This window comes from Ochrobactrum quorumnocens (assembly GCF_002278035.1).
Classification (GTDB): domain Bacteria; phylum Pseudomonadota; class Alphaproteobacteria; order Rhizobiales; family Rhizobiaceae; genus Brucella; species Brucella quorumnocens.
The window spans coordinates 1,203,934-1,224,077 of the sequence record NZ_CP022604.1 but is presented as its reverse complement, the minus strand read 5'-3'; the positions used below and the strand labels follow the sequence as shown (position 1 = coordinate 1,224,077).

Sequence of the window (20,144 nt, the reverse complement as noted above, 5' to 3'; positions counted from 1 at the left end):
CTCCACTATAACAGGCCTCGTTGGGCTGCAGCGGATGCGCAGTGCGAGGCGGAATTTTGAATATGTAGCGCCCGATTGCACTCAGTCTACGGGCGTCAAGGATTCTCGATGCGGGAACCCTCTCGATTTTGGCTGGCGTTCATGTACCATAGGCAGCACAGCGCGCAAGGGCTTGAAGTTTCTTTCGCGCTAATCCGGTATTCTTCTTGAGAAATCGGGGAACACTTTTGCAGTCAGGCGGGGGCATGACGAGCATAAGCGAAACGCAGGAGATTAATGAACGGGTGTTTGTCAAAGACATGCCCGACGGTCTTGCGCGTTCCTTATTGCCCGAACCATGGCTACCTTATAAACCAACTGAACAAACACCGCCAGTTCAGCCGTCAAGACAACAAACACCGTCTGAACGGCTAACGGCGCTGGCATCCATTGTCCGGCAGAATTTTTCTGCAGCCATGACGCGGGAAATCGGCAGAGGGATGTTTTTCCTACTGTTTCCGGTTTTCATGGGTGTTGGAGCGGTTATCTATTTTTCAGTTTCGTTCGAACCTGCGTGGCTGCCACTTTTTTCGGTTCTCACAGCGTCTGTTCTTATTCGTCTTCTTTCTCGCAAACACTTCCTCGTATCGCAGCTTCTGACGCTCGTGATGGCACTCCAGCTGGGAATAATTGCGGGAAAGATCGAAACAGAGAGACGCGGAACCCAGATGCTCGGTTCCGAAGTGGCGACCCGCGTTACGGGGAGGGTAGTTGCTCTCGAATATCGGGACAATGGCAGCTGGCGCGTCACGCTTGACTTGATTGAAACGCAAACGCCCAAGTTGCGTTATTCGCCGCAACGCATCCGGATTACTGCGCGCGATATTCCAGCTTCAACGACAATCGGAAGCGGCTTGAACGGTTTTGCACGTCTGCGCGTGGCGTCCGGTCCGGTGCGGCCTGGAAATTACGATTTTGGCTTTCACGCTTATTTCGGTGGGATCGGCGCAAACGGCTTTTTTCTGGGGACGCCGAAAATTGTAGATGTACCCGGCCCAAGTAATATGGCCGCAAAAATTTCCGGTTCTATAGCACAGTTACGCGTACATGTTTCAGAGCGGATTGCAGAGGTGTTGTCCGGTGAAGATGGCAGCGTTGCAGCAGCGCTGATCGCCGGCGAGCGGGCGGGGATCAGTGAGGAGACAATGAGCATCTGCGCAAGGCTGGGCTTGCGCACATCCTATCGATTTCTGGCTTGCATATGGTGTTGGCTGCAGGAGTGGTCATGATGTCGTTGCGGTCCCTGTTTGCCCTGTTTCCGGCCTTCAGCGCGCGATACTCCGTCAAGAAATATGCTGCTTTTCTGTCGCTGCTGAGTTGTACGTTCTATCTCGCCATGTCTGGAGCCGATGTGGCGGCACAGCGCAGCTACGTGATGATTGCTGTGATGCTTTGCGCGCTTCTGGCTGACAGAGCGGCTATCAGTATGCGCAATCTGGCGATTTCAGCGATAGCGATGATCGCGATCTCGCCGCACGAAATATTGGGTCCAAGTTTTCAGATGTCATTTTCAGCAACGGCGGGACTGATTGCGGCGTTCGCCTGGTGGAGTGAAAGGAAGGCCCGCAAACAGTCAGGTATGGAAAACCGCACGGCATCGCCGCGCGGGATTCTGTCAAGAATACTAGCGCCGACGATCGCCACAGCTGCGACATCAATTGTAGCGGGTGTGGCCAGCGGGATATTTGCCGCTTACCATTTCAACAATACCGCCCCTTTGGGGCTTGTTGGCAATGTACTAGCCTTGCCGGTTATTTCGATACTGGTGATGCCATTTGCAGTCTTGAGTCTATTGTTGATGCCCCTGCAACTCGATTGGCTGCCATTACAGGTCATGGGGTTTGGCGTTCTACTTGTGCGACATATTGCGGAATTCGTCGCCAGCCTATCGCCCGATGGCAATCCCGGTGTCATGCCAGTCATCACGCTCATTCTCTGGACAGTTGCGCTTTTGATTGCTGTTGTTTTCACAACTCGGCTGCGGTTACTGGCGCTTCCATTCGTTGTGTTGGGACTGATCGCATTCATTCGGACGCCGATGCCTGATGTTCTTGTCAGTGAAGATGCGAAGTTTGTGGCGGTGCGACTGTCGGATGGGAATTTTGCTGTTAATCGCAGCAGGCCACCGCAATTCACAGCACAGAACTGGCAGACAGCCTATCTGGTTGAAACGTTTGTTTCTCCGCACATAATGAAAAAACAGCCCGTTCCCGTTGATGAGAACGCTTTCCTTTGTGAGGACGGCCTCTGTACCATTCCCCTTCGGGACGGTCGAATGCTAGCCTATACCACCCAGGAAGACATGCGCGAGGTCGCCTGTAATGTGGGGGATATTGTTATTCTTGCTATTGCCGGAAAAAAACTAAGCTGTGAGCGGTCCAACGCGCTCGTGATCGGCAGGCAAGAATTAGCCCTCAAAGGAACTCTTGAAATAAGATTTGGACAAAAATTAAACGCAGACAAAGTGGCTCAGGCAAAGTTTTTGGGGCAAGAACCAGTCAGTGAGGGTGAGGCTTATCGTTTCGCGCCTGCTGTACCTCGGAATATCAGCGACTATGCGGACAAACTGAGCTTTTCAGTCGATGCACCTACAAGACCTTGGCATCTCTATCGACTTTATTCACGAGCGGCGCGCGGCTTGCCTGATCGTGAGTATCGGAAGAAAGCTGGAACAGAAAATGCAATCGGCTCTGATCTTCCGCAATAATTCCGGAGCGTTTCTTTGATTTAACAAAAAACGCTCTAAGTTTTTATCCTAGCGCATTTCCTGTTTAAGATGAATCGTTAGAAATTCGCCTAACTGTTTGTTTTTACGCATATCTTTATACCAAAACCGGTTCCAACTTTTGGGAGATATGCTCTAGTGCGCATCTTGTCCGAAAAATGCTTTACACATTTCAGGATGGGTAGATTCAATAGTTGAGAGCGTTCTTCGTGCGCCCAAGAGGGCGCACGGCGCTCTAGTAGCGTCGGATCAGTCCGATCAGCTTGCCCTGCACACGAACACGGTCAGGACCGAATATCCGCGTCTCATAGGCAGGGTTTGCAGCTTCGAGCGCAATGGACGCACCTTTGCGGCGGAAACGTTTCAGCGTCGCTTCTTCGTCATCCACCAGTGCAACGATGATTTCGCCTGGATTGGCTGTATCGCCGCGCTTGATGATGACAGTATCACCATCGAAAATTCCGGCTTCGATCATCGAGTCGCCCTTGACCTCAAGCGCGTAGTGTTCACCTGCGCCAATCATTTCTGGCGGAAGGCTGAGCGAATGGGTCTGATTCTGGATCGCCGAGATTGGTACACCAGCAGCGATACGACCCATCACAGGGATGGAAACCATGGTCGATACGTCGTCATTGGCTGTTGTCGGAGCAGGGCGCGCAGGCACGGGGGCAGGTGGCACCTTGCCCAGACTGCCTTCAATCACACTTGGCGCAAATTTCTTTTGCGAATTCAGTCCGGGAGCAATGGAATCTGGCAGACGGAGCACTTCCAATGCACGTGCACGATTTGGGAGTCTGCGGATAAAGCCACGTTCTTCCAAGGCCGTGATGAGGCGATGAATGCCCGATTTCGAGGCTAGATCGAGAGCCTCTTTCATCTCGTCAAAAGACGGAGGGATGCCCGTCTCTTTAAGACGTTCATGAATGAACAGCAGAAGCTCGTGCTGTTTACGGGTCAACATGCGCTACACCCTCCAGACCAGAATCAAATAAAAACAAAACCAGAACGAACACTATATGTTCCAGTCTTGTTCTGCAATGGTTTTAAAATGATTAACGGACTGGCGGAATTGGATAGGTTCGTTACAGCATCAATATCAAGCACGATTCACCGGTCGCTGCAGCTGGTGCATTTTCATCTCTGATTAGCAGCGCATTGGAGCGGACTAAGGCAGAAAGCATCGACGAATCCTGGAGAGGAAAAGGTGTTGCGATCAATGTTCCATCAGTGTCCTGTTCGACTGTTGCCCGAACAAAATCGCGCCGGTGATCATTAGAATTCATCGCCTGACCAAGCTTTGCGGGACGAATATCTGCGGTCAAATCCGTGCCGGATAGCTTGGCTACCAATGGACGTAGAAATACGAGGCCGCAAACGAGGCTAGAAACAGGGTTTCCCGGCAGGCCGATGACGTGCACTGTTTTGCCTGAAACTGTCTTGCGGCCATACATCAGCGGTTTGCCGGGTCGCATAGCAATTTTCCAGAAATCGAGATCAACACCGCTGTTTTTCAACGCGCCATGCACGTAATCACGATCACCTACTGATGCGCCACCGATAGTGACAAGGATATCGATGCCATCGTCGAGCACTTGGCTTATCGCTGATTCGATTTTGGCGGGGTCGTCAACGATGATGCCCATGTCTTCAGGCTTGCCACCTGCGCGACGCACGATCTCGGCTATTCCCACGCTATTGGAGGCCACAATTTGATCAGGTCCGGGAATTGTTCCGGGTGGGACGAGCTCGTCGCCTGTGGCGAGAATGGCAATTCGCGGCTGCTTGAAAACAGAAATCGTTGCATTGCCGCTCGCTGCAGCAAGAGATAGCGCCGGGGCGTCAAGTTCGCATCCAACTGGAAGAACAGTGTCGCCGGGTGCAAAGTCGAGGCCCGCACGCCGAATGTGGCGGCCTTTATCGAGCCCTTGTTGGATCGTCAGTTTGTCACCAGAACGCTCGGTGTCTTCTTGAATGACGATGCAGTCAGCGCCAACTGGCATAGGTGCACCGGTGAAAATACGCACAGCTTCACCAGCGGCAAGCTTGCCTTCAAATCTTTTTCCAGCGGCCGATTCGCCGATCACTGTAAGTTCAATCGGATATTCAACATTCTGAGGCGCGATGAGCGCATAGCCATCCATGGCGGAACAATCAAATGGCGGCTGGAGTAGTTTCGCAGCGACCTGCTCGGCAACAACACGGCCTCCGGCTGAAGCAAGTGGTATCTGCTCAAAACCATGCGGCTCAGCGGCGCTTAGGATGCGGGCAAGTGCTTCATCGACCGGGAGAAGGGACATAGGGTTTCCTCTCGTCTGAATGTTCAGGCTTTCCAGTCGCCTGACTTGCCGCCGCTTTTTGCCGAAACACGGATGTCGGTGATCTCCATATGGCGATCAACTGCTTTGGCCATGTCGTAAATGGTCAGGCAGGTGACGGAAACAGCAGTCAAGGCTTCCATCTCTACACCAGTGCGGCCTTTAAGCTTTGCAGTAGCACGAATACGCAGACCGGGAAGTGTCAGATCAGGCTGGATATCAACCGATACTTTTGTCAACATCAGAGGGTGGCAAAGCGGAATAAGATCTGACGTTTTCTTTGCGGCCATAATGCCAGCGAGCCGTGCGGCGCCGATAACGTCACCCTTGGCTGCATTGCCTTCCAGAATAAGCGCCAGCGTTTCCGGCTTCATCCTGACTGCGCCTTCTGCCGTGGCCTGACGTTCAGTCTCAAACTTGTCCCCAACATCGACCATATGGGCAGCGCCTGTCTGGTCGATATGGGTGAGCTTGGTCGCCATATCTCAGGCCTTGCCGGTCAGAAGTTCGCGGGTTGCGGTCGCAACATCATCTTTGCGCATCAGGCTTTCGCCGATGAGGAAGGTGCCGATATTCGATTTTTCGAGACGCAGGCAATCATCATGGGTGAAGATGCCGCTTTCGCCGACCAGCAGGCGATCCGAAGGAACCATCTTTGCGAGACGTTCGGAAACCGCGAGGTCGACTTCAAATGTGCGCAGGTTGCGATTGTTGACGCCGACGAGGCGCGAAGAGAGCTTGAGCGCGCGTTCTGTTTCCTCTTCGTCGTGCACTTCAATCAATGCATCCATGCCGAGTTCAAATGCGGTTTCTTCAAGCGCCTTGGCGAGATTGTCATCGACGCTTGCGAGAATGATCAGAATACAGTCTGCACCCCAGCTGCGCGCTTCATAGACCTGATAGGTATCGAAAAGGAAATCCTTGCGCAGAGCTGGCAGAGAGCAGGCATCGCGTGCAGCCGTCAGAAACTCTGGTGCCCCCAGAAAGGATGGCTTATCGGTCAGCACGGAAAGACAGGCAGCACCGCCTTCTTCATAGGCCTTGGCCAGTGCCGGTGGATTGAAATCCGGGCGAATGAAGCCCTTCGACGGGCTTGCCTTTTTAATCTCGGCGATAAGCGCAAACTTGTTTGCAGCGCGCTTTGCTTCAAGTGCCTTCAAGAAGCCGCGTGTCGCAGGCTGATCCTTAGCCTGCGCTTTTACTTCTTCAAGTGGAAGGCGAGCCTTGGCGACAGCGATCTCTTCGCGCTTATAAGCTTCGATTTTCCGCAGAATGTCGGTGGACATGGTTTGATCCTCTCCGTCAGAGCGGTTTGTCGTTGGAGACGGCGATAACTTTTTGCAGGACTGCAAGTGCTGAACCGCTGTCGATAGATTGCGCGGCAAGAGCAATGCCGTCCTTCAAGTCTTTTGCCTTACCTGAAATGACGAGTGCTGCCGCAGAATTCAGCAACACGATATCGCGATAGGCGTTTTGATCTCCTTCGAGAACGCCAAGCAGAGCTCTGGCGTTTACTTCGGCTTCGCCGCCCTTGAGTTCCGACATATCGACACGGCGCAAGCCCACATCTTCAGGCTCAATCTCGAATGTGCGAATCGTACCGTGTTCAAGCGCTGCGATTTTCGTGGTGCCTGCCGTGGTCATCTCATCTAGACCATCGCCATAGACAACCCATGCGGTTTCAGAACCAAGTTCTTTGAGGACCTGCGCCAAAGGCTCTACCCATTCTGCCGAAAATACGCCGACCAGCTGACGCTTGACGCTTGCCGGGTTTGATAGCGGTCCAAGCAGGTTGAAAATCGTGCGGGTGCCGAGTTCAACACGCGATGGACCTACATGCCGCATAGCGGAATGGTGAGTCGGTGCGAACATGAAGCCAAGACCAGCTTCATTGATGCTGCGGCCAATCGTATCTGCATCGGCATCTATGTTGACCCCAAGGGCTGCGAGCGCATCGGCGGCACCCGAACGCGATGAGAGGGCACGATTGCCGTGTTTGGCAACGGGAATGCCTGCACCTGCGACGACGAAAGCCGAGCAGCTCGATACATTGTAGGAGCCGGACTGGTCGCCGCCGGTGCCAACGATATCAACAGCGTTAATTGGTGCGGATACCGGCAACATGCGCGAACGCATGGACGCAACAGCCCCGGCAATCTCCGGCACTGTTTCACCACGAACGCGGAGAGCCATCAGGAAACCACCGATCTGCGATGGGGTGGCCTGTCCGGACATCATGATGTCAAAGGCTGCTTTGGAATCCTCAAACGACAATGGATTACCGGAGGCAGCCTTGGAGATATAGGGTTTTAAGTCAGCCATTATTTCATGTCCGCCGCTGATCAGAAGGCCAATGCGTTGTTGATGACGGTCTGGTTGATCCGCACCGGATATTGCTTCTGCAATTCGCCAACCAGCTGTTCGAGAACGTCATCGGTAAGCGTGGTCGACAGATAGGTCTGCTGCTGTTCAGGAATTGCTTCCGGACCCGCAGCAGTTGGTTCTGTGACTTCGATAACCTTGAACAAAATCTGTGCATCGTCAGATGCAGCTGCAGCCGTACCTGTGTGATCGTTTGGCCCACGGAAGACCTGTGCGGTCGCAGCAGAGCTGAAATCAGCATCGTTGGTGTTCCGAGTGATGCCGCGCTTGGTCTGCTTTTCAACACCCGCTTCTGCGGCAATCGCGTCAAGCGTTTCACCGCCGTCGAGGCGCTTCTTCAGATTTTCCATGCGCTGGTTCAGGCGCTTCACAGCCTCGTCACCCTTCCATGCTGCTACGACCTTGTCCTTGACTTCGTCAAGCGTGCGGTCGCGAGCAGGGGTGGTGCCATCGATTTGATACCAAAGGTAGCCGGTATTGCCCATTGTCAGAGCGTCGTTGTCAAAGCCTTGTTCAGCTTGGAATGCAGCAGCGAGAAGCGCTTCGGAGTTTGGTAGTTCAACAGCGTTGCCGGCAGGATCGTTGCCTTCGGCATCAACGGATTCGATAGTGACAGTCTTGAGGCTCAAACCCTTGGCAACTTCGACCATGCTTGCGCCGTCTGAACGCTGCTGTTCGTAAGAATCGTGAATGCCGTTGATGCTGCTGATTGCAATGTTGGTTGCGACGGTATCGCGAATTTCGCCTTCAACGTCCGATAGCGACTTGACGTTCGCTGCATTCACCTTGGTGACACGGAGGATAACCGGGCCGAATGCACCCTTGACCACGTCGCTTACACCGCCTTCGTTGAGTGCAAATGCTGCCTCAGCGATAGTCGCATCAGGAAGAGCAGACTTTTCAAAGGTTCCGAGAACCAGATCGGCTTCGCTCTTGCCTTGTTCTTTGCCGATATCAACAAAGCTCGTACCAGCTGTAATTTTCTGCTGCGCGGCTTGAGCTGCAGCTTCGTCTGCAAAGTTCAACTGTTCGATGGTGCGCGTTTCAGTGGTGCTGAAGCGGCTCTTATTCTTTTCATAATACTCGTTGATTTCGTCCTGCGTGACTGCAGCTGCATCGGCAATGTCCGAAGGCTCAAGCTTCACATAGGTGATCTTGCGATATTCTGGAGCCTTGTATTCATCCTTGTTCTCATCAAAGTAAGCCTTGAGAGCTTCATCAGATGGGGCAGGAACTGCATCGGCTTTTTCGGCAGGAATGGTGATGTAATCGGCGCTGCGGCTTTCACCCTGATAAAGAGCAAGCGCTTTCAACATAGTATTCGGCATTTTCAAGCCATCGGTAGCGGCTTCAACAACCTGCTGGCGACGAGCAACTTTTGCACGATTGTCGAGATAGTCCTGCGCACGAATGTTGGACTGACGCAAAACCGCATCAAACTGGGCACGGCTAAAATTGCCACTTGCATCCTGAAATGATGGATCTTCACCAGTTAGACGCGCGATACCGTCTTTGGAAAGACCAAGCTGCATGTTGCGAGCCTGTTCATCCAGGACGACGCCAGCTGCGAGCTGTGCCAGAACCTGATTTTCAACGCCGAGCTGTTGAGCCTGTTCACGGGTCAGTCGCTGACGGAACTGCTGCGATAAACGCATCAGCTGTTGCTCATAGGCAAAGCGATAATCTGTTGCGCTCACTTCCGACTTGCCAGCGCTGAGCGCTGCACTGCCAGACGTGTCGCCCCGGAATGCATCTGCGATGCCCCAGACTGCAAAACTCAGAACGAGGAGGCCGAGAAGAAGCTTAGCAACCCAGGATCTGGCGGCATCACGCATACTGTCGAGCATTGGAAACCCTTTAAGAACAAAACATAGCCCGGCCATCGATAAAGATAAGCCGTGTGAGGGGATAACCTTAAGCTAGGCCCCGATGCAAGTTCTCATTGAGTATAGACCACCAAGAACGTTGCATTGCGTGACGAATACGCTTAGTCAGTGGCAAAATTTGGCGCCGCATACCTGTTTTAGCAGGTTGGCGCCGTTCAAGGCGAGGAGAATGATATGACTCCGGGAATCCGTCCGCTGGTTGCTGGCAACTGGAAAATGAATGGCACGGGAGAATCCCTAACGGAACTGCGCGCGATTGCTGCGGGCCTGAGTTCCGATCTGGGTCGTAAGCTTGACGCTGTCATCTGCGTTCCTGCTACATTGCTCTCACGAGCGGCTGAAACGCTTGAAGGTGAAACCGTCGCATTGGGTGGACAGGATTGTCATCCAAAGGTGTCGGGCGCGCATACCGGCGATGTTTCAGCGCAGATGCTTAAAGAAGCTGGTGCAAGCCATGTCATTCTTGGCCACTCCGAACGCCGCACAGATCACCGCGAAGCCAATGATCTTGTTCGCAGCAAAACCGAAGCTGCATGGGCAGCTGGTCTTATAGCGATTGTCTGTGTTGGCGAAACGGCTGACGAGCGCAAGGCAGACCGCACGCTTGACGTGATCGGCGATCAGCTTGCCGCTTCACTTCCAGAAGGTGTGAAAGCCGAAAATACTATTGTTGCCTATGAACCAGTTTGGGCAATTGGCACAGGCTTGACGCCAACTGTGCAAGACGTTCGCGCCGCTCACGCTTTTATACGTGAGAAGCTGACCGAGCGCTTCGGTGCCAGTGGTGCGCACTTGCGTCTTCTGTATGGCGGTTCGGTTAAACCGGCCAACGCCATTGAATTGTTGAGCGTGCCCGATGTTGATGGCGCATTGGTGGGCGGAGCCAGCTTGAAAGCAACGGACTTCCTCGCCATATGCGAAACCTATCGCAATCTGTGAGAAGTATCTGCGTCCTCAGTTTATCTGGGGCCAATCTATCTGGGGCAGAGGGCTTGGATTATCACACAATAGCGTGTAAAGAGCCGCTCTATCTATTTGTATCATCGCTATCCGGGGCGGAAATCTTGTGGTTTTTCCCGGTTACGCATTAGTCCAGAGATATAAAGACCGTAACCTATGCAGACCATAGTCATTGTCATTCATTTGTTGATCGTTCTGGCGCTTGTTGGCGTTGTGCTCATCCAGCGTTCCGAAGGCGGTGGCCTTGGTATCGGCGGTGGTTCGGGCTTTATGACGGCACGCGGCGCAGCTAATGCGCTGACCCGTACGACAGCTATTCTCGCGATTGGCTTTTTTGCCACTTCGCTTGTTCTCGGTATCATGGCCCGTTACGGCGAAAAGCCTACGGACATTCTGAACCGTATTCCGGCTGCTGGCAGCACACAGAATCCTCCAGCCGGTGGAACCGGTACTGGCGGCGGCATTCTCAATCAGCTTGGTGGCGAGTCTTCGCGTACCAATGAGACGGAAACGCCTGCTTCTGGCTCGGCTCCAACGACTGCACCAACGCAGCCTGACAGCACGCAGCCGCAGGCTCCACAGGTTCCAAGCTCCCAGTAACGAGCTTTATAATCTCAGAAATTTGAAAACCGGCTCGAAAGGGCCGGTTTTCTTTTTGTTAAACTTGAGTTCGCAAAGTGTTGCACGCCGGCAATAGCCCCACTCGAATCGTGCGGGATAGCCATTGTGGATAATTGAGTAGTGCGACTGTTTAAAGTATGGAGAGCGAAAGCCTGAACGCGATACTGCGACAGGTGTTTTCCGCATTGCTTGGGTTTTCGGGAAAAGATCATGTCTTCACGTTTTATTTTGATGGCTGGCATTGCAAGCCTTTGCATTGGACTTACGGGCCCAAGTTTTGCTGCAGGTGTGGCCGGTGCTGAAGCCGAGCTTACCGCTGCGGCAACAGGTGTTCAGCAGGTCGCTGTGGCTAGCGACGCCAAGGAAAAGCCTGCCAAGAAGAAAAAGAAGAGCGCTTCGAACGCAGGTGCTGCGAAGAAGGTCGGCCTTAACCGCTACAACATCGACCCGCGTTATCAGGCGCAGTCCGTTACCTTCACTGGTTACGAAGCAGGTACGATCGTAATCGATCCGTCGAAGTATTTCCTTTATCTCGTTGAAAGCTCGACCACTGCGCGCCGTTACGGCATTGCTGTTGGCAAAGTCGGTCTTGAATTCAAGGGAACCGCGACCGTCAGCGCGAAGCGCGAATGGCCGCGCTGGATTCCTACCAAGGAAATGATCGAACGCAATCCTGCGCAGTATGGCCGTTACAAGAACGGCATGGATGGTGGTCCGGGCAATCCGCTTGGTTCACGCGCCATGTATCTGTTCCAGGGCAACAAGGATACGTATATCCGTATTCACGGCACCACTCAGCCATGGACAATCGGTAGCCCGGCTTCGAACGGTTGCTTCCGTATGACCAATGACGACATTCTGGATCTCTATGATCGCGTCGGCATGGGCGCAAAAGTCGTCGTTCTCTGATCTTGCTTAAAAATACCCGAAAGGCCGGGATTCTTCCCGGCTTTTTTTGTGCGCGTATAAAACTGAAGTGTCAAATTTCACGCACACGTATTTCGTTATTTACGTCTGACATTTCGCTTTATGCGCGTAATCAGATGTGAAGATGCTGGAAAAAACGCCAACCGCACATTTTTTTAGTGGCGGAATCAATCAGAAGGGTCTAACGACATAAGCCCATGGCGCGATATGTATTCATCACAGGCGGCGTGGTTTCTTCCCTTGGAAAAGGCATTGCCGCAGCAGCTCTAGCTGCACTCCTTCAGGCACGTGGTTACCGCGTGCGTATCCGTAAACTCGACCCTTATCTCAATGTCGACCCTGGCACGATGTCGCCTTACCAGCATGGTGAGGTGTTCGTCACTGACGATGGTGCTGAAACAGACCTTGATCTGGGCCATTACGAGCGGTTCACCGGTCGTCCTGCAAATCAGCGGGACAATATCACCACCGGTCGCATTTACCGTAATATCATCGAAAAAGAACGCCGTGGCGATTATCTCGGCGCGACAGTTCAGGTCATTCCACACGTCACTGATGAAATCAAAAACTTTATCCTTGAAGGCAATGACGATTATGACTTCGTCCTGTGCGAAATCGGCGGTACGGTTGGCGATATCGAAGCCATGCCGTTCCTTGAAGCCATTCGTCAGCTCGGTAATGAACTGCCACGCAACAGCGCGGTCTATATCCATCTCACACTGATGCCGTACATTCCTGCTGCGGGCGAACTCAAGACGAAGCCAACGCAGCATTCGGTCAAGGAACTGCGTTCGATTGGTATTGCGCCGGATATTCTTCTGGTGCGTGCGGATCGTGAGATTCCAGCTTCCGAACGTCGCAAGCTGTCGCTGTTCTGTAATGTGCGTGAAAGCGCAGTCATTCAGGCGCTTGATGTTTCGTCCATTTATGATGTGCCGATTGCGTATCATAAAGAAGGTCTCGATAACGAAGTTCTCGCAGCTTTCGGTATCGAGCCTGCTCCGAAGCCTCGTATGGAGCGCTGGGAAGAAATTTCCCATCTCATCCATAATCCTGAAGGCGAAGTGACCATTGCCGTTGTCGGCAAATATACTGAGCTCAAGGATGCTTATAAGTCGCTGATCGAAGCGCTTCAGCATGGTGGCATTGCCAACAAGGTTAAGGTCAATCTCGACTGGATCGAAGCTGAAGTCTTTGAAAGTGAAGACCCGGCTCCGCATCTGGAAAAGGTACACGGCATTCTGGTGCCCGGTGGCTTTGGTGAACGCGGTGCGGAAGGCAAGATTCTTGCCGCAAAGTTCGCTCGTGAACGCAAGGTGCCTTATTTCGGTATCTGTTTCGGTATGCAGATGGCATGTCTCGAAGCCGCGCGTAACCTTGCCGGTATCGAAAATGCTTCATCGACCGAGTTCGGTCCGACCAAGGAACCTGTTGTCGGTCTGATGACTGAGTGGCTCAAGGGCAATATGCTCGAAAAGCGCACGAAGTCAGGTGATCTGGGTGGCACCATGCGTCTGGGAGCATATGAATCCACGCTTAAGGCTGGAACGCGTATTGCTGAGATTTACGGTTCAACCGATATTTCCGAGCGTCATCGTCACCGCTATGAGGTGAATGTTGACTATAAGGATCGTCTGGAAGAATGCGGTTTGGTGTTCTCTGGCATGTCACCTGATGGCGTTCTGCCAGAGACGGTCGAATATGCCGATCATCCATGGTTCATCGGCGTTCAATACCATCCGGAACTGAAATCTCGTCCGTTCGAGCCGCATCCGCTGTTCGCTTCCTTCATCGCTGCTGCGATGGATCAGGGTAGACTGGTTTGATGCATGAATAACCTTCTTGCGCGCAATGCTCGTTCAGTTGACCATCTCGTTTTGCCGGTGGCTCAGCTTAAGGAGGCGCGCAAGAGACTTTCTCTCTTAGGATTTACAGTGGCGCCGGATGCGCAACATCCATTCGGTACAGCCAATGTCTGCAGTTTCTTTGCAGACGATACCTATGTCGAAATGTTGGCTGTGGACCGCGCACCGCTTTATGAAGCCGCTGCGCAGCGCAACAACAGCTTTGTCCAGCGTGATTTGTCTTACCGCTTTCGCAACGGCGATGACGGCTTTTCCGGGATAGCTTTCAAGACCGATGATTCGCGTGGCGATCATGCGGAATTCAAGCGGCGGGGTATTTCCGGCGGTCGCATGGTCGAGTTTTCACGCAGCTTCATCTCATCGGAAGGGAAACGTGAGAAGGGCAGCTTCCGGCTGGCTTTTGCAGCGGATTTGCGCGCGCCGGATGCATTCTTCTTCACCTGTCAGCGTTTGGCATATCCCAAGACTGACCGTTCGCACCTGATCACGCATGAAAATGGCGTAACAGGCTTACGCGAGATATTGCTGTGTGAAGAACAGCCGCAAGACTTCTCCGATCTCTTGCAGGGCGTATTTCATGCCGCTGCTCGGAGACGTGAAGATAGTTCCCTGGCAATCACGGCTAAAAATTCCAATATAGAGGCCATGACGCCGACACAGTTTAATCGCTGTTTTGGTTGGTCGCCGGAACTGCATGGCCGTGGCTTACTTCTATCAGGACTGGTTTTCTCGGTTGCTTCGCTTTATGCCGTTGAGCAACTCCTCACTCGTAACGGAATCGCTTTTACAAAGAGCGATGGTCGTGTTCTCGTCTATCCTGCCGCAGGTCAGGGGACATTGTTTGTATTTGAAGGTTCACAATCATGACGACCGCTAATTCTGCCGTGAAAATCGGCAATGTTACGTTCTCCAATAGTGCGCCGCTGGCTCTGATCGCTGGGCCTTGCCAGATGGAAAGCCGTGAACACGCGTTCGACATGGCTGGCCGACTGGTTGAGATCACCAATAAGCTTGGTATGGGGCTTGTTTATAAGTCGAGCTTTGACAAGGCGAACCGCACTTCGCTCAGCGCGCAGCGCGGTATTGGCCTTGAAAAGGCACTCGAAGTTTTTGCTGACCTTAAGAAGGAATTCGGCTTCCCCGTCCTGACTGACATTCATACCGAAGAACAGTGTGCGGCCGTCGCTGGGGTCGTCGATGTTCTGCAGATCCCAGCATTTCTTTGCCGTCAAACTGACCTTCTGGTTGCGGCTGCAAAGACGGGCCGTGCGGTCAATGTTAAGAAGGGCCAGTTTCTGGCGCCTTGGGACATGAAGAACGTGCTTGCCAAGATCACCGAGAATGGCAATCCGAATGTTCTGGCAACAGAACGTGGTGCATCTTTCGGTTACAACACACTTGTTTCCGACATGCGCTCGCTGCCGATCATGGCTGGCTTTGGTTCGCCTGTGATTTTTGACGCGACCCATTCGGTGCAGCAACCGGGCGGGCAGGGTGGATCTTCAGGCGGTCAACGCGAATTTGTCCAGACACTTGCAAGTGCAGCCGTGGCTGTTGGTGTTGCCGGTGTTTTCATTGAAACGCATCAGGATCCGGACAATGCACCGTCTGACGGACCAAACATGGTGCCAATCGATAAAATGGCCGCACTTCTCGAAAAGCTGATGGCCTTCGACCGGATTGCTAAATCGATTTAAAATTTCATCAGGAATTCACAGGCGGGGGATTTTCCTCTGCCTCTTATTTCTATAATGAAGATGTGAAATCGGATTTCTTCAATGTGTCTCGACAAAGAGCGAGGCAATCTACTGGGAAGGACCTGCTCCTATGACTGCAATCATCGACATCGTTGGCCGCGAGATTCTCGATAGCCGCGGAAACCCGACCGTCGAAGTTGACGTAGTGCTTGAAGACGGCTCTTTTGGCCGCGCTGCTGTACCATCGGGCGCATCGACTGGCGCACACGAAGCTGTCGAACTGCGCGATGGCGGCAGCCGTTATCTCGGTAAGGGCGTTGAAAAGGCTGTTGAAGCGGTCAATGGCAAAATCTTCGACGCAATCGCCGGTATCGATGCTGAAAGCCAGCTGCTGATCGATCAGACACTGATTGATCTCGATGGTACGCCAAACAAGGGCAATCTCGGCGCTAATGCAATTCTCGGCGTTTCGCTTGCTGTCGCCAAGGCTGCCGCACAGGCAACCGGCCTTCCACTCTACCGCTATGTTGGCGGCGTCAACGCCCATGTTCTGCCAGTTCCAATGATGAACATCATCAATGGTGGCGCGCATGCTGACAATCCAATCGACTTCCAGGAATTCATGATCCTGCCAGTTGGCGCTTCGTCGATCCGCGAAGCTGTCCGTTATGGTTCGGAAGTGTTCCACACGCTCAAAAAGCGCCTGAAGGATGCCGGTCACAACACCAATGTTGGTGACGAAGGCGGCTTTGCTCCAAACCTCAAGAGCGCACAGGCTGCTCTCGATTTCGTACTGGAATCGATTGAACAGGCTGGATTCAAGCCAGGTGAAGACATTGCAATTGGTCTCGATTGCGCTGCGACTGAATTCTTCAAGGACGGTAACTACGTCTACGAAGGTGAGCGCAAGACCCGTGATCCAAAGGCTCAGGCCAAGTATCTTGCCAAGCTTGCTGCTGATTACCCAATCGTTTCGATTGAAGACGGTATGGCAGAAGACGATTGGGAAGGCTGGAAATACCTGACCGATCTGATCGGTGATAAGTGCCAGCTCGTTGGCGACGATCTTTTCGTCACCAACTCGGCTCGTTTGCGCGATGGTATCAAGATGGGTGTTGCCAACTCAATCCTCGTCAAGGTCAACCAGATCGGTTCGCTCAGCGAAACGCTGGATGCTGTCGAAACCGCTCACAAGGCCGGTTACACCGCTGTCATGTCCCATCGTTCGGGCGAAACGGAAGATTCGACCATTGCCGATCTCGCCGTTGCAACCAACTGTGGTCAGATCAAGACTGGTTCGCTGGCTCGTTCTGACCGTACGGCGAAGTACAACCAGCTCATCCGTATCGAAGAAGAACTTGGCAAGCAGGCTCGCTATGCAGGCCGCAGCGCGCTGAAGTTCATCTAAGCTTTAGTTATTTTATAAGTTGAAAAGGCGGGCTTTGGCCCGCCTTTTTCTTTGCGACTTTGTGTCGACATATTTGGTTGGTTTTTAAAGGGGCGCGCTGGGCGCAATTGGGGAGCAGAGTTATGTCGAGCGATACGCTGGGTTTTTATGCGGATAATGCAGCCGCCTATGCAGCCCGCTCCAGCGTTAATCCAAGACTGGAGAGTTTTCTCATACTCGTGCGGCCTACAGGTCTTGTTCTTGAGCTTGGCACAGGGAGCGGCCAGGATGCTAAAGCTATGCTCGAACAAGGCTTTGAGGTCGATCCGACCGATGGTTCAGGAGAACTCGCTGCAGAAGCTGCATTGCTTTTGAAGCGCCCCGTTAAACAGATGCTGTTCCATGAACTTGAGGCGGTCGAGCGTTATGACGCCATCTATGCATCTGCTTCGCTTCTCCATGCAAATCGTGCAGACCTACCCGATATTGTGCGGCGTATGCACCGTGCACTAAAGCCCGGCGGTTGGTTATGGGCGAGTTTTAAGGATGGCCCAGGAGAAGGTTATGACGCACTTGGGCGATACTATAACTATATGAGCGCCGATGAGATCGTCAGCTTTTGGAACAGCAATGCATCGTGGAATGCAGTTTCTTCAGAAAGCTGGGAGGGAAGTGGTTATGATCTCGCTCCTACCTTATGGCATTCGGTAACAGCGCAGCGGTGACTGCCCAACGATTCTTTTTTCGACCGTTTCCTTTTACGCGAGCCCTTCATCCAACCTACACGTTGAGGCTCAGAGCCTCTTCTTTTTACGCTGAGCAGGTAGTCATGCCTTATTTGACAAATCAATTTACATTGATATCAATGTAAATGCTGTTGCCAGTTAAGTTTAGTGACCTATTTCAGAGGAAAGTGAACCGAGGGCAAACGCAGTCAATGAAACGGGCGGAAAAAATGGGAGAGAGAAATGGCTTATATCGAAGGATTTGTTGTCGCTGTTCCTAAGGCGAACAAGGACACATATCAGAAACATGCCGCCAAAGCGTCGGCGCTGTTTAAGGAATTTGGCGTGACGCGGATGGTCGAAGCCTGGGGTGACGATGTACCCGATGGCAAAGTCACTGATTTTCGCCGTGCAGTGCAGGCGACAGCCGATGAGGATGTGGTCTTCTCGTGGTTTGAATATCCAGACAAAGCCACAAGAGATGCCGCGAACGAGAAGATGATGAGCGACCCGCGCATGAAGGAAATGGGCGATACCATGCCTTTTGACGGCAAACGCATGATCATGGGTGGCTTCTCGACCATTCTCGATGTGTGATTTCCACAATTATTAATGATCAAATGGTGGCCATAGTGGATTGAATTTGACGTTTGAATTCGGATGATATCGATGCTGTTTCAAACGTCAAATTCGAAAAATCCACTGGATTCATAAAGTTGCAAGTGGTCTTTTGATTCCGACATTTTTTCGATGCCTGTCACTGAGGGATGCAAATGTCGGAAACAGGTCACTATCTGCCATTTGTGATTCTGTGTGCCCAATCGCTGAAATAAAGCCTCTTTTCAAAGAAATATGCTCGATAAGCTTGCGTCATAGGGCTGCGGTAAATCTCTGTTAAGCAAAATAATGCTTCATGGTGGAAATCGGATTGACGGCTTTTTGACGAGAATCAAAGCCGTTTTGAGTGTCCGGGAAGGAAGCCGAAATGTGGACCAAGCAGAAACGTAAATCTATCCGCGGGCGCTTTGTGCTGCCTATTTTGACGGCTGCGTTTCTTAGCTATTTCGGCTTTCACGCCTATCATGGCGAGTTTGGTCTTTATTCCCGTATTCAGCTTGAAGAACAGAAAAGCCTGCTTAGCCAGCAGCTTGAGAAAGTGACTGCCGACAGGGCCGCACTTGAGAAGCGCGTCACGCTTTTGCGCGATGGGTCGATCGAAAAGGATATGCTTGACGAGCAAGCGCGCAGGGCGCTTAATCTCTCCCATCCCGACGAAATGACTATAATCATTTCAAAGGAAGACAAGTCGAATTAACTCAAATCCAGTTAATTGTCTTTTTGTGATATGTTTTTAAAGGCTTGGCGGCATAGCAGCTATGCTCTGGGTGCATATTGTATCTTGTAAATTGCCCGTATAACGTCACAATAGAACAACAATCTTAGAGCGCCGTTTGCCCTACGGGTGCGTAAGGGTCGCTCTGGTAATTTGAATCGACGCATCATGTCTTCCGAAAATCGATCCCGATTTTCGGGGGGGGGATGCTTAAGGGAGCGAGATATGGCACCGAGGGCTAAAAGGGCGCCTGCCGGCAAAATGCAGGCGTCTTCTGTTACAACCCCCAAGGCACCTGCGCCTGCAAACTTCGACAAGAAGCAGGAACTGGCCGCTTATCGTGAGATGTTGTTGATCCGCCGTTTCGAAGAAAAGGCCGGTCAGCTTTACGGTATGGGCTTCATCGGCGGTTTCTGCCATCTTTACATCGGTCAGGAAGCCGTTGTTGTTGGCATGCAGACAGCGCTGAAGGAAGGCGATCAAATTATCACTTCCTACCGTGACCATGGTCACATGCTTGCTACCGGCATGGAAGCACGTGGTGTCATGGCCGAGTTGACCGGACGCCGTGGAGGTTACTCCAAGGGCAAGGGCGGCTCCATGCACATGTTCTCGAAAGAGAAAGGCTTTTACGGCGGCCATGGTATCGTTGGCGCTCAGGTTCCGCTTGGAACTGGTCTTGCCTTCGCGAACAAGTATCGCGGCAATGACAATGTTTCCGTGACCTATTTCGGTGACGGCGCTGCCAATCAGGGTCAGGTCTATGAAAGCTTCAACATGGCTTCGCTGTGGAAGCTCCCTGTGATCTATGTGATTGAAAACAACCGTTATGCGATGGGTACGTCAGTTTCGCGTTCTTCTGCTGAAACAGACTTCTCCAAGCGCGGTGTTTCGTTCAACGTTCCGGGCATCAAGGTTGACGGCATGGACGTTCGCGCCGTTGCCGCTGCTGCTGAGTTCGCTGTTGATTGGGCACGTTCCGGCAAGGGTCCATTGATCCTTGAAATGGAAACCTATCGTTATCGCGGTCACTCGATGTCCGATCCTGCGAAATATCGCTCGAAGGACGAAGTGCAGAAGATGCGTTCCGAACACGATCCTATCGAACAGGTAAAACAGCGCCTGATCGAAAAGGGCTGGGCCACTGAAGAAGAGCTGAAGGAAATCGACAAGGAAGTTCGCGACATCGTCGCTGATTCCGCCGATTTCGCTCAAAACGATCCAGAGCCGGATGCTTCCGAGCTCTACACGGATATTCTGCTCTAATTCGAGAAAGGTGTTG

17 protein-coding genes and 1 pseudogene are annotated in these 20,144 nt (G+C 52.5%); 12 read left to right on the top strand and 6 right to left on the bottom strand.

The annotated features are described in order from the left end of the window. Positions 1-245: 245 nt before the first annotated feature. Positions 246-2,746, top strand: a pseudogene (locus CES85_RS15375) (ComEC/Rec2 family competence protein). A 253-nt stretch (positions 2,747-2,999) separates the two neighbouring features. On the opposite strand, the gene lexA reads toward CES85_RS15375, so the two are convergent. The 6 genes from lexA to CES85_RS15345 form a co-directional block, all read right to left on the bottom strand. Further along, entirely contained in the window at positions 3,000-3,725 is a 726-nt protein-coding gene (gene lexA, locus CES85_RS15370; protein ID WP_095446749.1) for a transcriptional repressor LexA, read from the bottom strand. A 121-nt stretch (positions 3,726-3,846) separates the two neighbouring features. Next, positions 3,847-5,061 (bottom strand): molybdopterin molybdotransferase MoeA, encoded by a 1,215-nt coding sequence (locus CES85_RS15365; protein WP_095446748.1) that lies wholly within the window; start codon positions 5,059-5,061, stop codon positions 3,847-3,849. Between the two features lie 23 nt (positions 5,062-5,084). Continuing rightward, positions 5,085-5,561 carry a cyclic pyranopterin monophosphate synthase MoaC gene (gene moaC / locus CES85_RS15360; protein WP_095446747.1) on the bottom strand — a complete coding sequence of 159 codons (477 nt, stop codon included), beginning with the start codon at positions 5,559-5,561 and terminating at the stop codon, positions 5,085-5,087. A gap of 3 nt (positions 5,562-5,564) precedes the next feature. Further along, positions 5,565-6,365 carry an indole-3-glycerol phosphate synthase TrpC gene (gene trpC, locus CES85_RS15355; protein WP_095446746.1) on the bottom strand — a complete coding sequence of 267 codons (801 nt, stop codon included), beginning with the start codon at positions 6,363-6,365 and terminating at the stop codon, positions 5,565-5,567. A gap of 16 nt (positions 6,366-6,381) precedes the next feature. Beyond that, positions 6,382-7,401, bottom strand: a complete 1,020-nt coding sequence (gene trpD / locus CES85_RS15350; RefSeq protein WP_095446745.1) for an anthranilate phosphoribosyltransferase — start codon at positions 7,399-7,401, stop codon at positions 6,382-6,384. Between the two features lie 20 nt (positions 7,402-7,421). Next, a complete protein-coding gene (locus tag CES85_RS15345; RefSeq protein WP_095446744.1) occupies positions 7,422-9,308 on the bottom strand; it encodes a peptidyl-prolyl cis-trans isomerase in 1,887 nt (628 codons plus the stop codon). A 213-nt stretch (positions 9,309-9,521) separates the two neighbouring features. Here CES85_RS15345 and tpiA point away from each other — a divergent pair, with 213 nt between their 5' ends. From tpiA to pdhA, 11 genes are all read left to right on the top strand, one after another. Continuing rightward, positions 9,522-10,286, top strand: coding sequence for a triose-phosphate isomerase (gene tpiA, locus CES85_RS15340; protein ID WP_095446743.1), 765 nt, complete (start codon positions 9,522-9,524; stop codon positions 10,284-10,286). A 177-nt stretch (positions 10,287-10,463) separates the two neighbouring features. After that, on the top strand, positions 10,464-10,907 hold the full coding sequence (secG, locus tag CES85_RS15335; protein ID WP_095446742.1) for a preprotein translocase subunit SecG: 444 nt from the start codon (positions 10,464-10,466) through the stop codon (positions 10,905-10,907). Positions 10,908-11,138: 231 nt separating this feature from the next. Then, positions 11,139-11,837 (top strand): L,D-transpeptidase, encoded by a 699-nt coding sequence (locus CES85_RS15330; protein WP_095446741.1) that lies wholly within the window; start codon positions 11,139-11,141, stop codon positions 11,835-11,837. Positions 11,838-12,052: 215 nt separating this feature from the next. Next, on the top strand, positions 12,053-13,681 hold the full coding sequence (gene pyrG, locus CES85_RS15325; RefSeq protein WP_095446740.1) for a CTP synthase: 1,629 nt from the start codon (positions 12,053-12,055) through the stop codon (positions 13,679-13,681). Between the two features lie 3 nt (positions 13,682-13,684). Next, entirely contained in the window at positions 13,685-14,587 is a 903-nt protein-coding gene (locus CES85_RS15320; RefSeq protein ID WP_095446739.1) for a VOC family protein, read from the top strand. Next, on the top strand, positions 14,584-15,417 hold the full coding sequence (kdsA, locus tag CES85_RS15315) for a 3-deoxy-8-phosphooctulonate synthase (RefSeq protein ID WP_095446738.1): 834 nt from the start codon (positions 14,584-14,586) through the stop codon (positions 15,415-15,417). The genes CES85_RS15320 and kdsA overlap by 4 nt, the downstream gene beginning before the upstream one ends. Positions 15,418-15,547: 130 nt before the next feature. Continuing rightward, positions 15,548-16,825 (top strand): phosphopyruvate hydratase, encoded by a 1,278-nt coding sequence (gene eno, locus CES85_RS15310; protein WP_095446737.1) that lies wholly within the window; start codon positions 15,548-15,550, stop codon positions 16,823-16,825. 122 nt (positions 16,826-16,947) lie between these two features. Further along, positions 16,948-17,529: a class I SAM-dependent methyltransferase gene (locus tag CES85_RS15305; RefSeq protein ID WP_095446736.1), complete on the top strand. Its 582-nt coding sequence runs from the start codon at positions 16,948-16,950 to the stop codon at positions 17,527-17,529. A 243-nt stretch (positions 17,530-17,772) separates the two neighbouring features. Next, positions 17,773-18,126: a DUF1428 domain-containing protein gene (locus CES85_RS15300; RefSeq protein ID WP_095446735.1), complete on the top strand. Its 354-nt coding sequence runs from the start codon at positions 17,773-17,775 to the stop codon at positions 18,124-18,126. A 388-nt stretch (positions 18,127-18,514) separates the two neighbouring features. Next, complete coding sequence (locus CES85_RS15295) at positions 18,515-18,844, top strand: FtsB family cell division protein (protein ID WP_095446734.1); 330 nt, start codon at positions 18,515-18,517, stop codon at positions 18,842-18,844. Between the two features lie 243 nt (positions 18,845-19,087). Next, positions 19,088-20,128 carry a pyruvate dehydrogenase (acetyl-transferring) E1 component subunit alpha gene (gene pdhA / locus CES85_RS15290; protein WP_095446733.1) on the top strand — a complete coding sequence of 347 codons (1,041 nt, stop codon included), beginning with the start codon at positions 19,088-19,090 and terminating at the stop codon, positions 20,126-20,128. Positions 20,129-20,144: the final 16 nt, after the last annotated feature.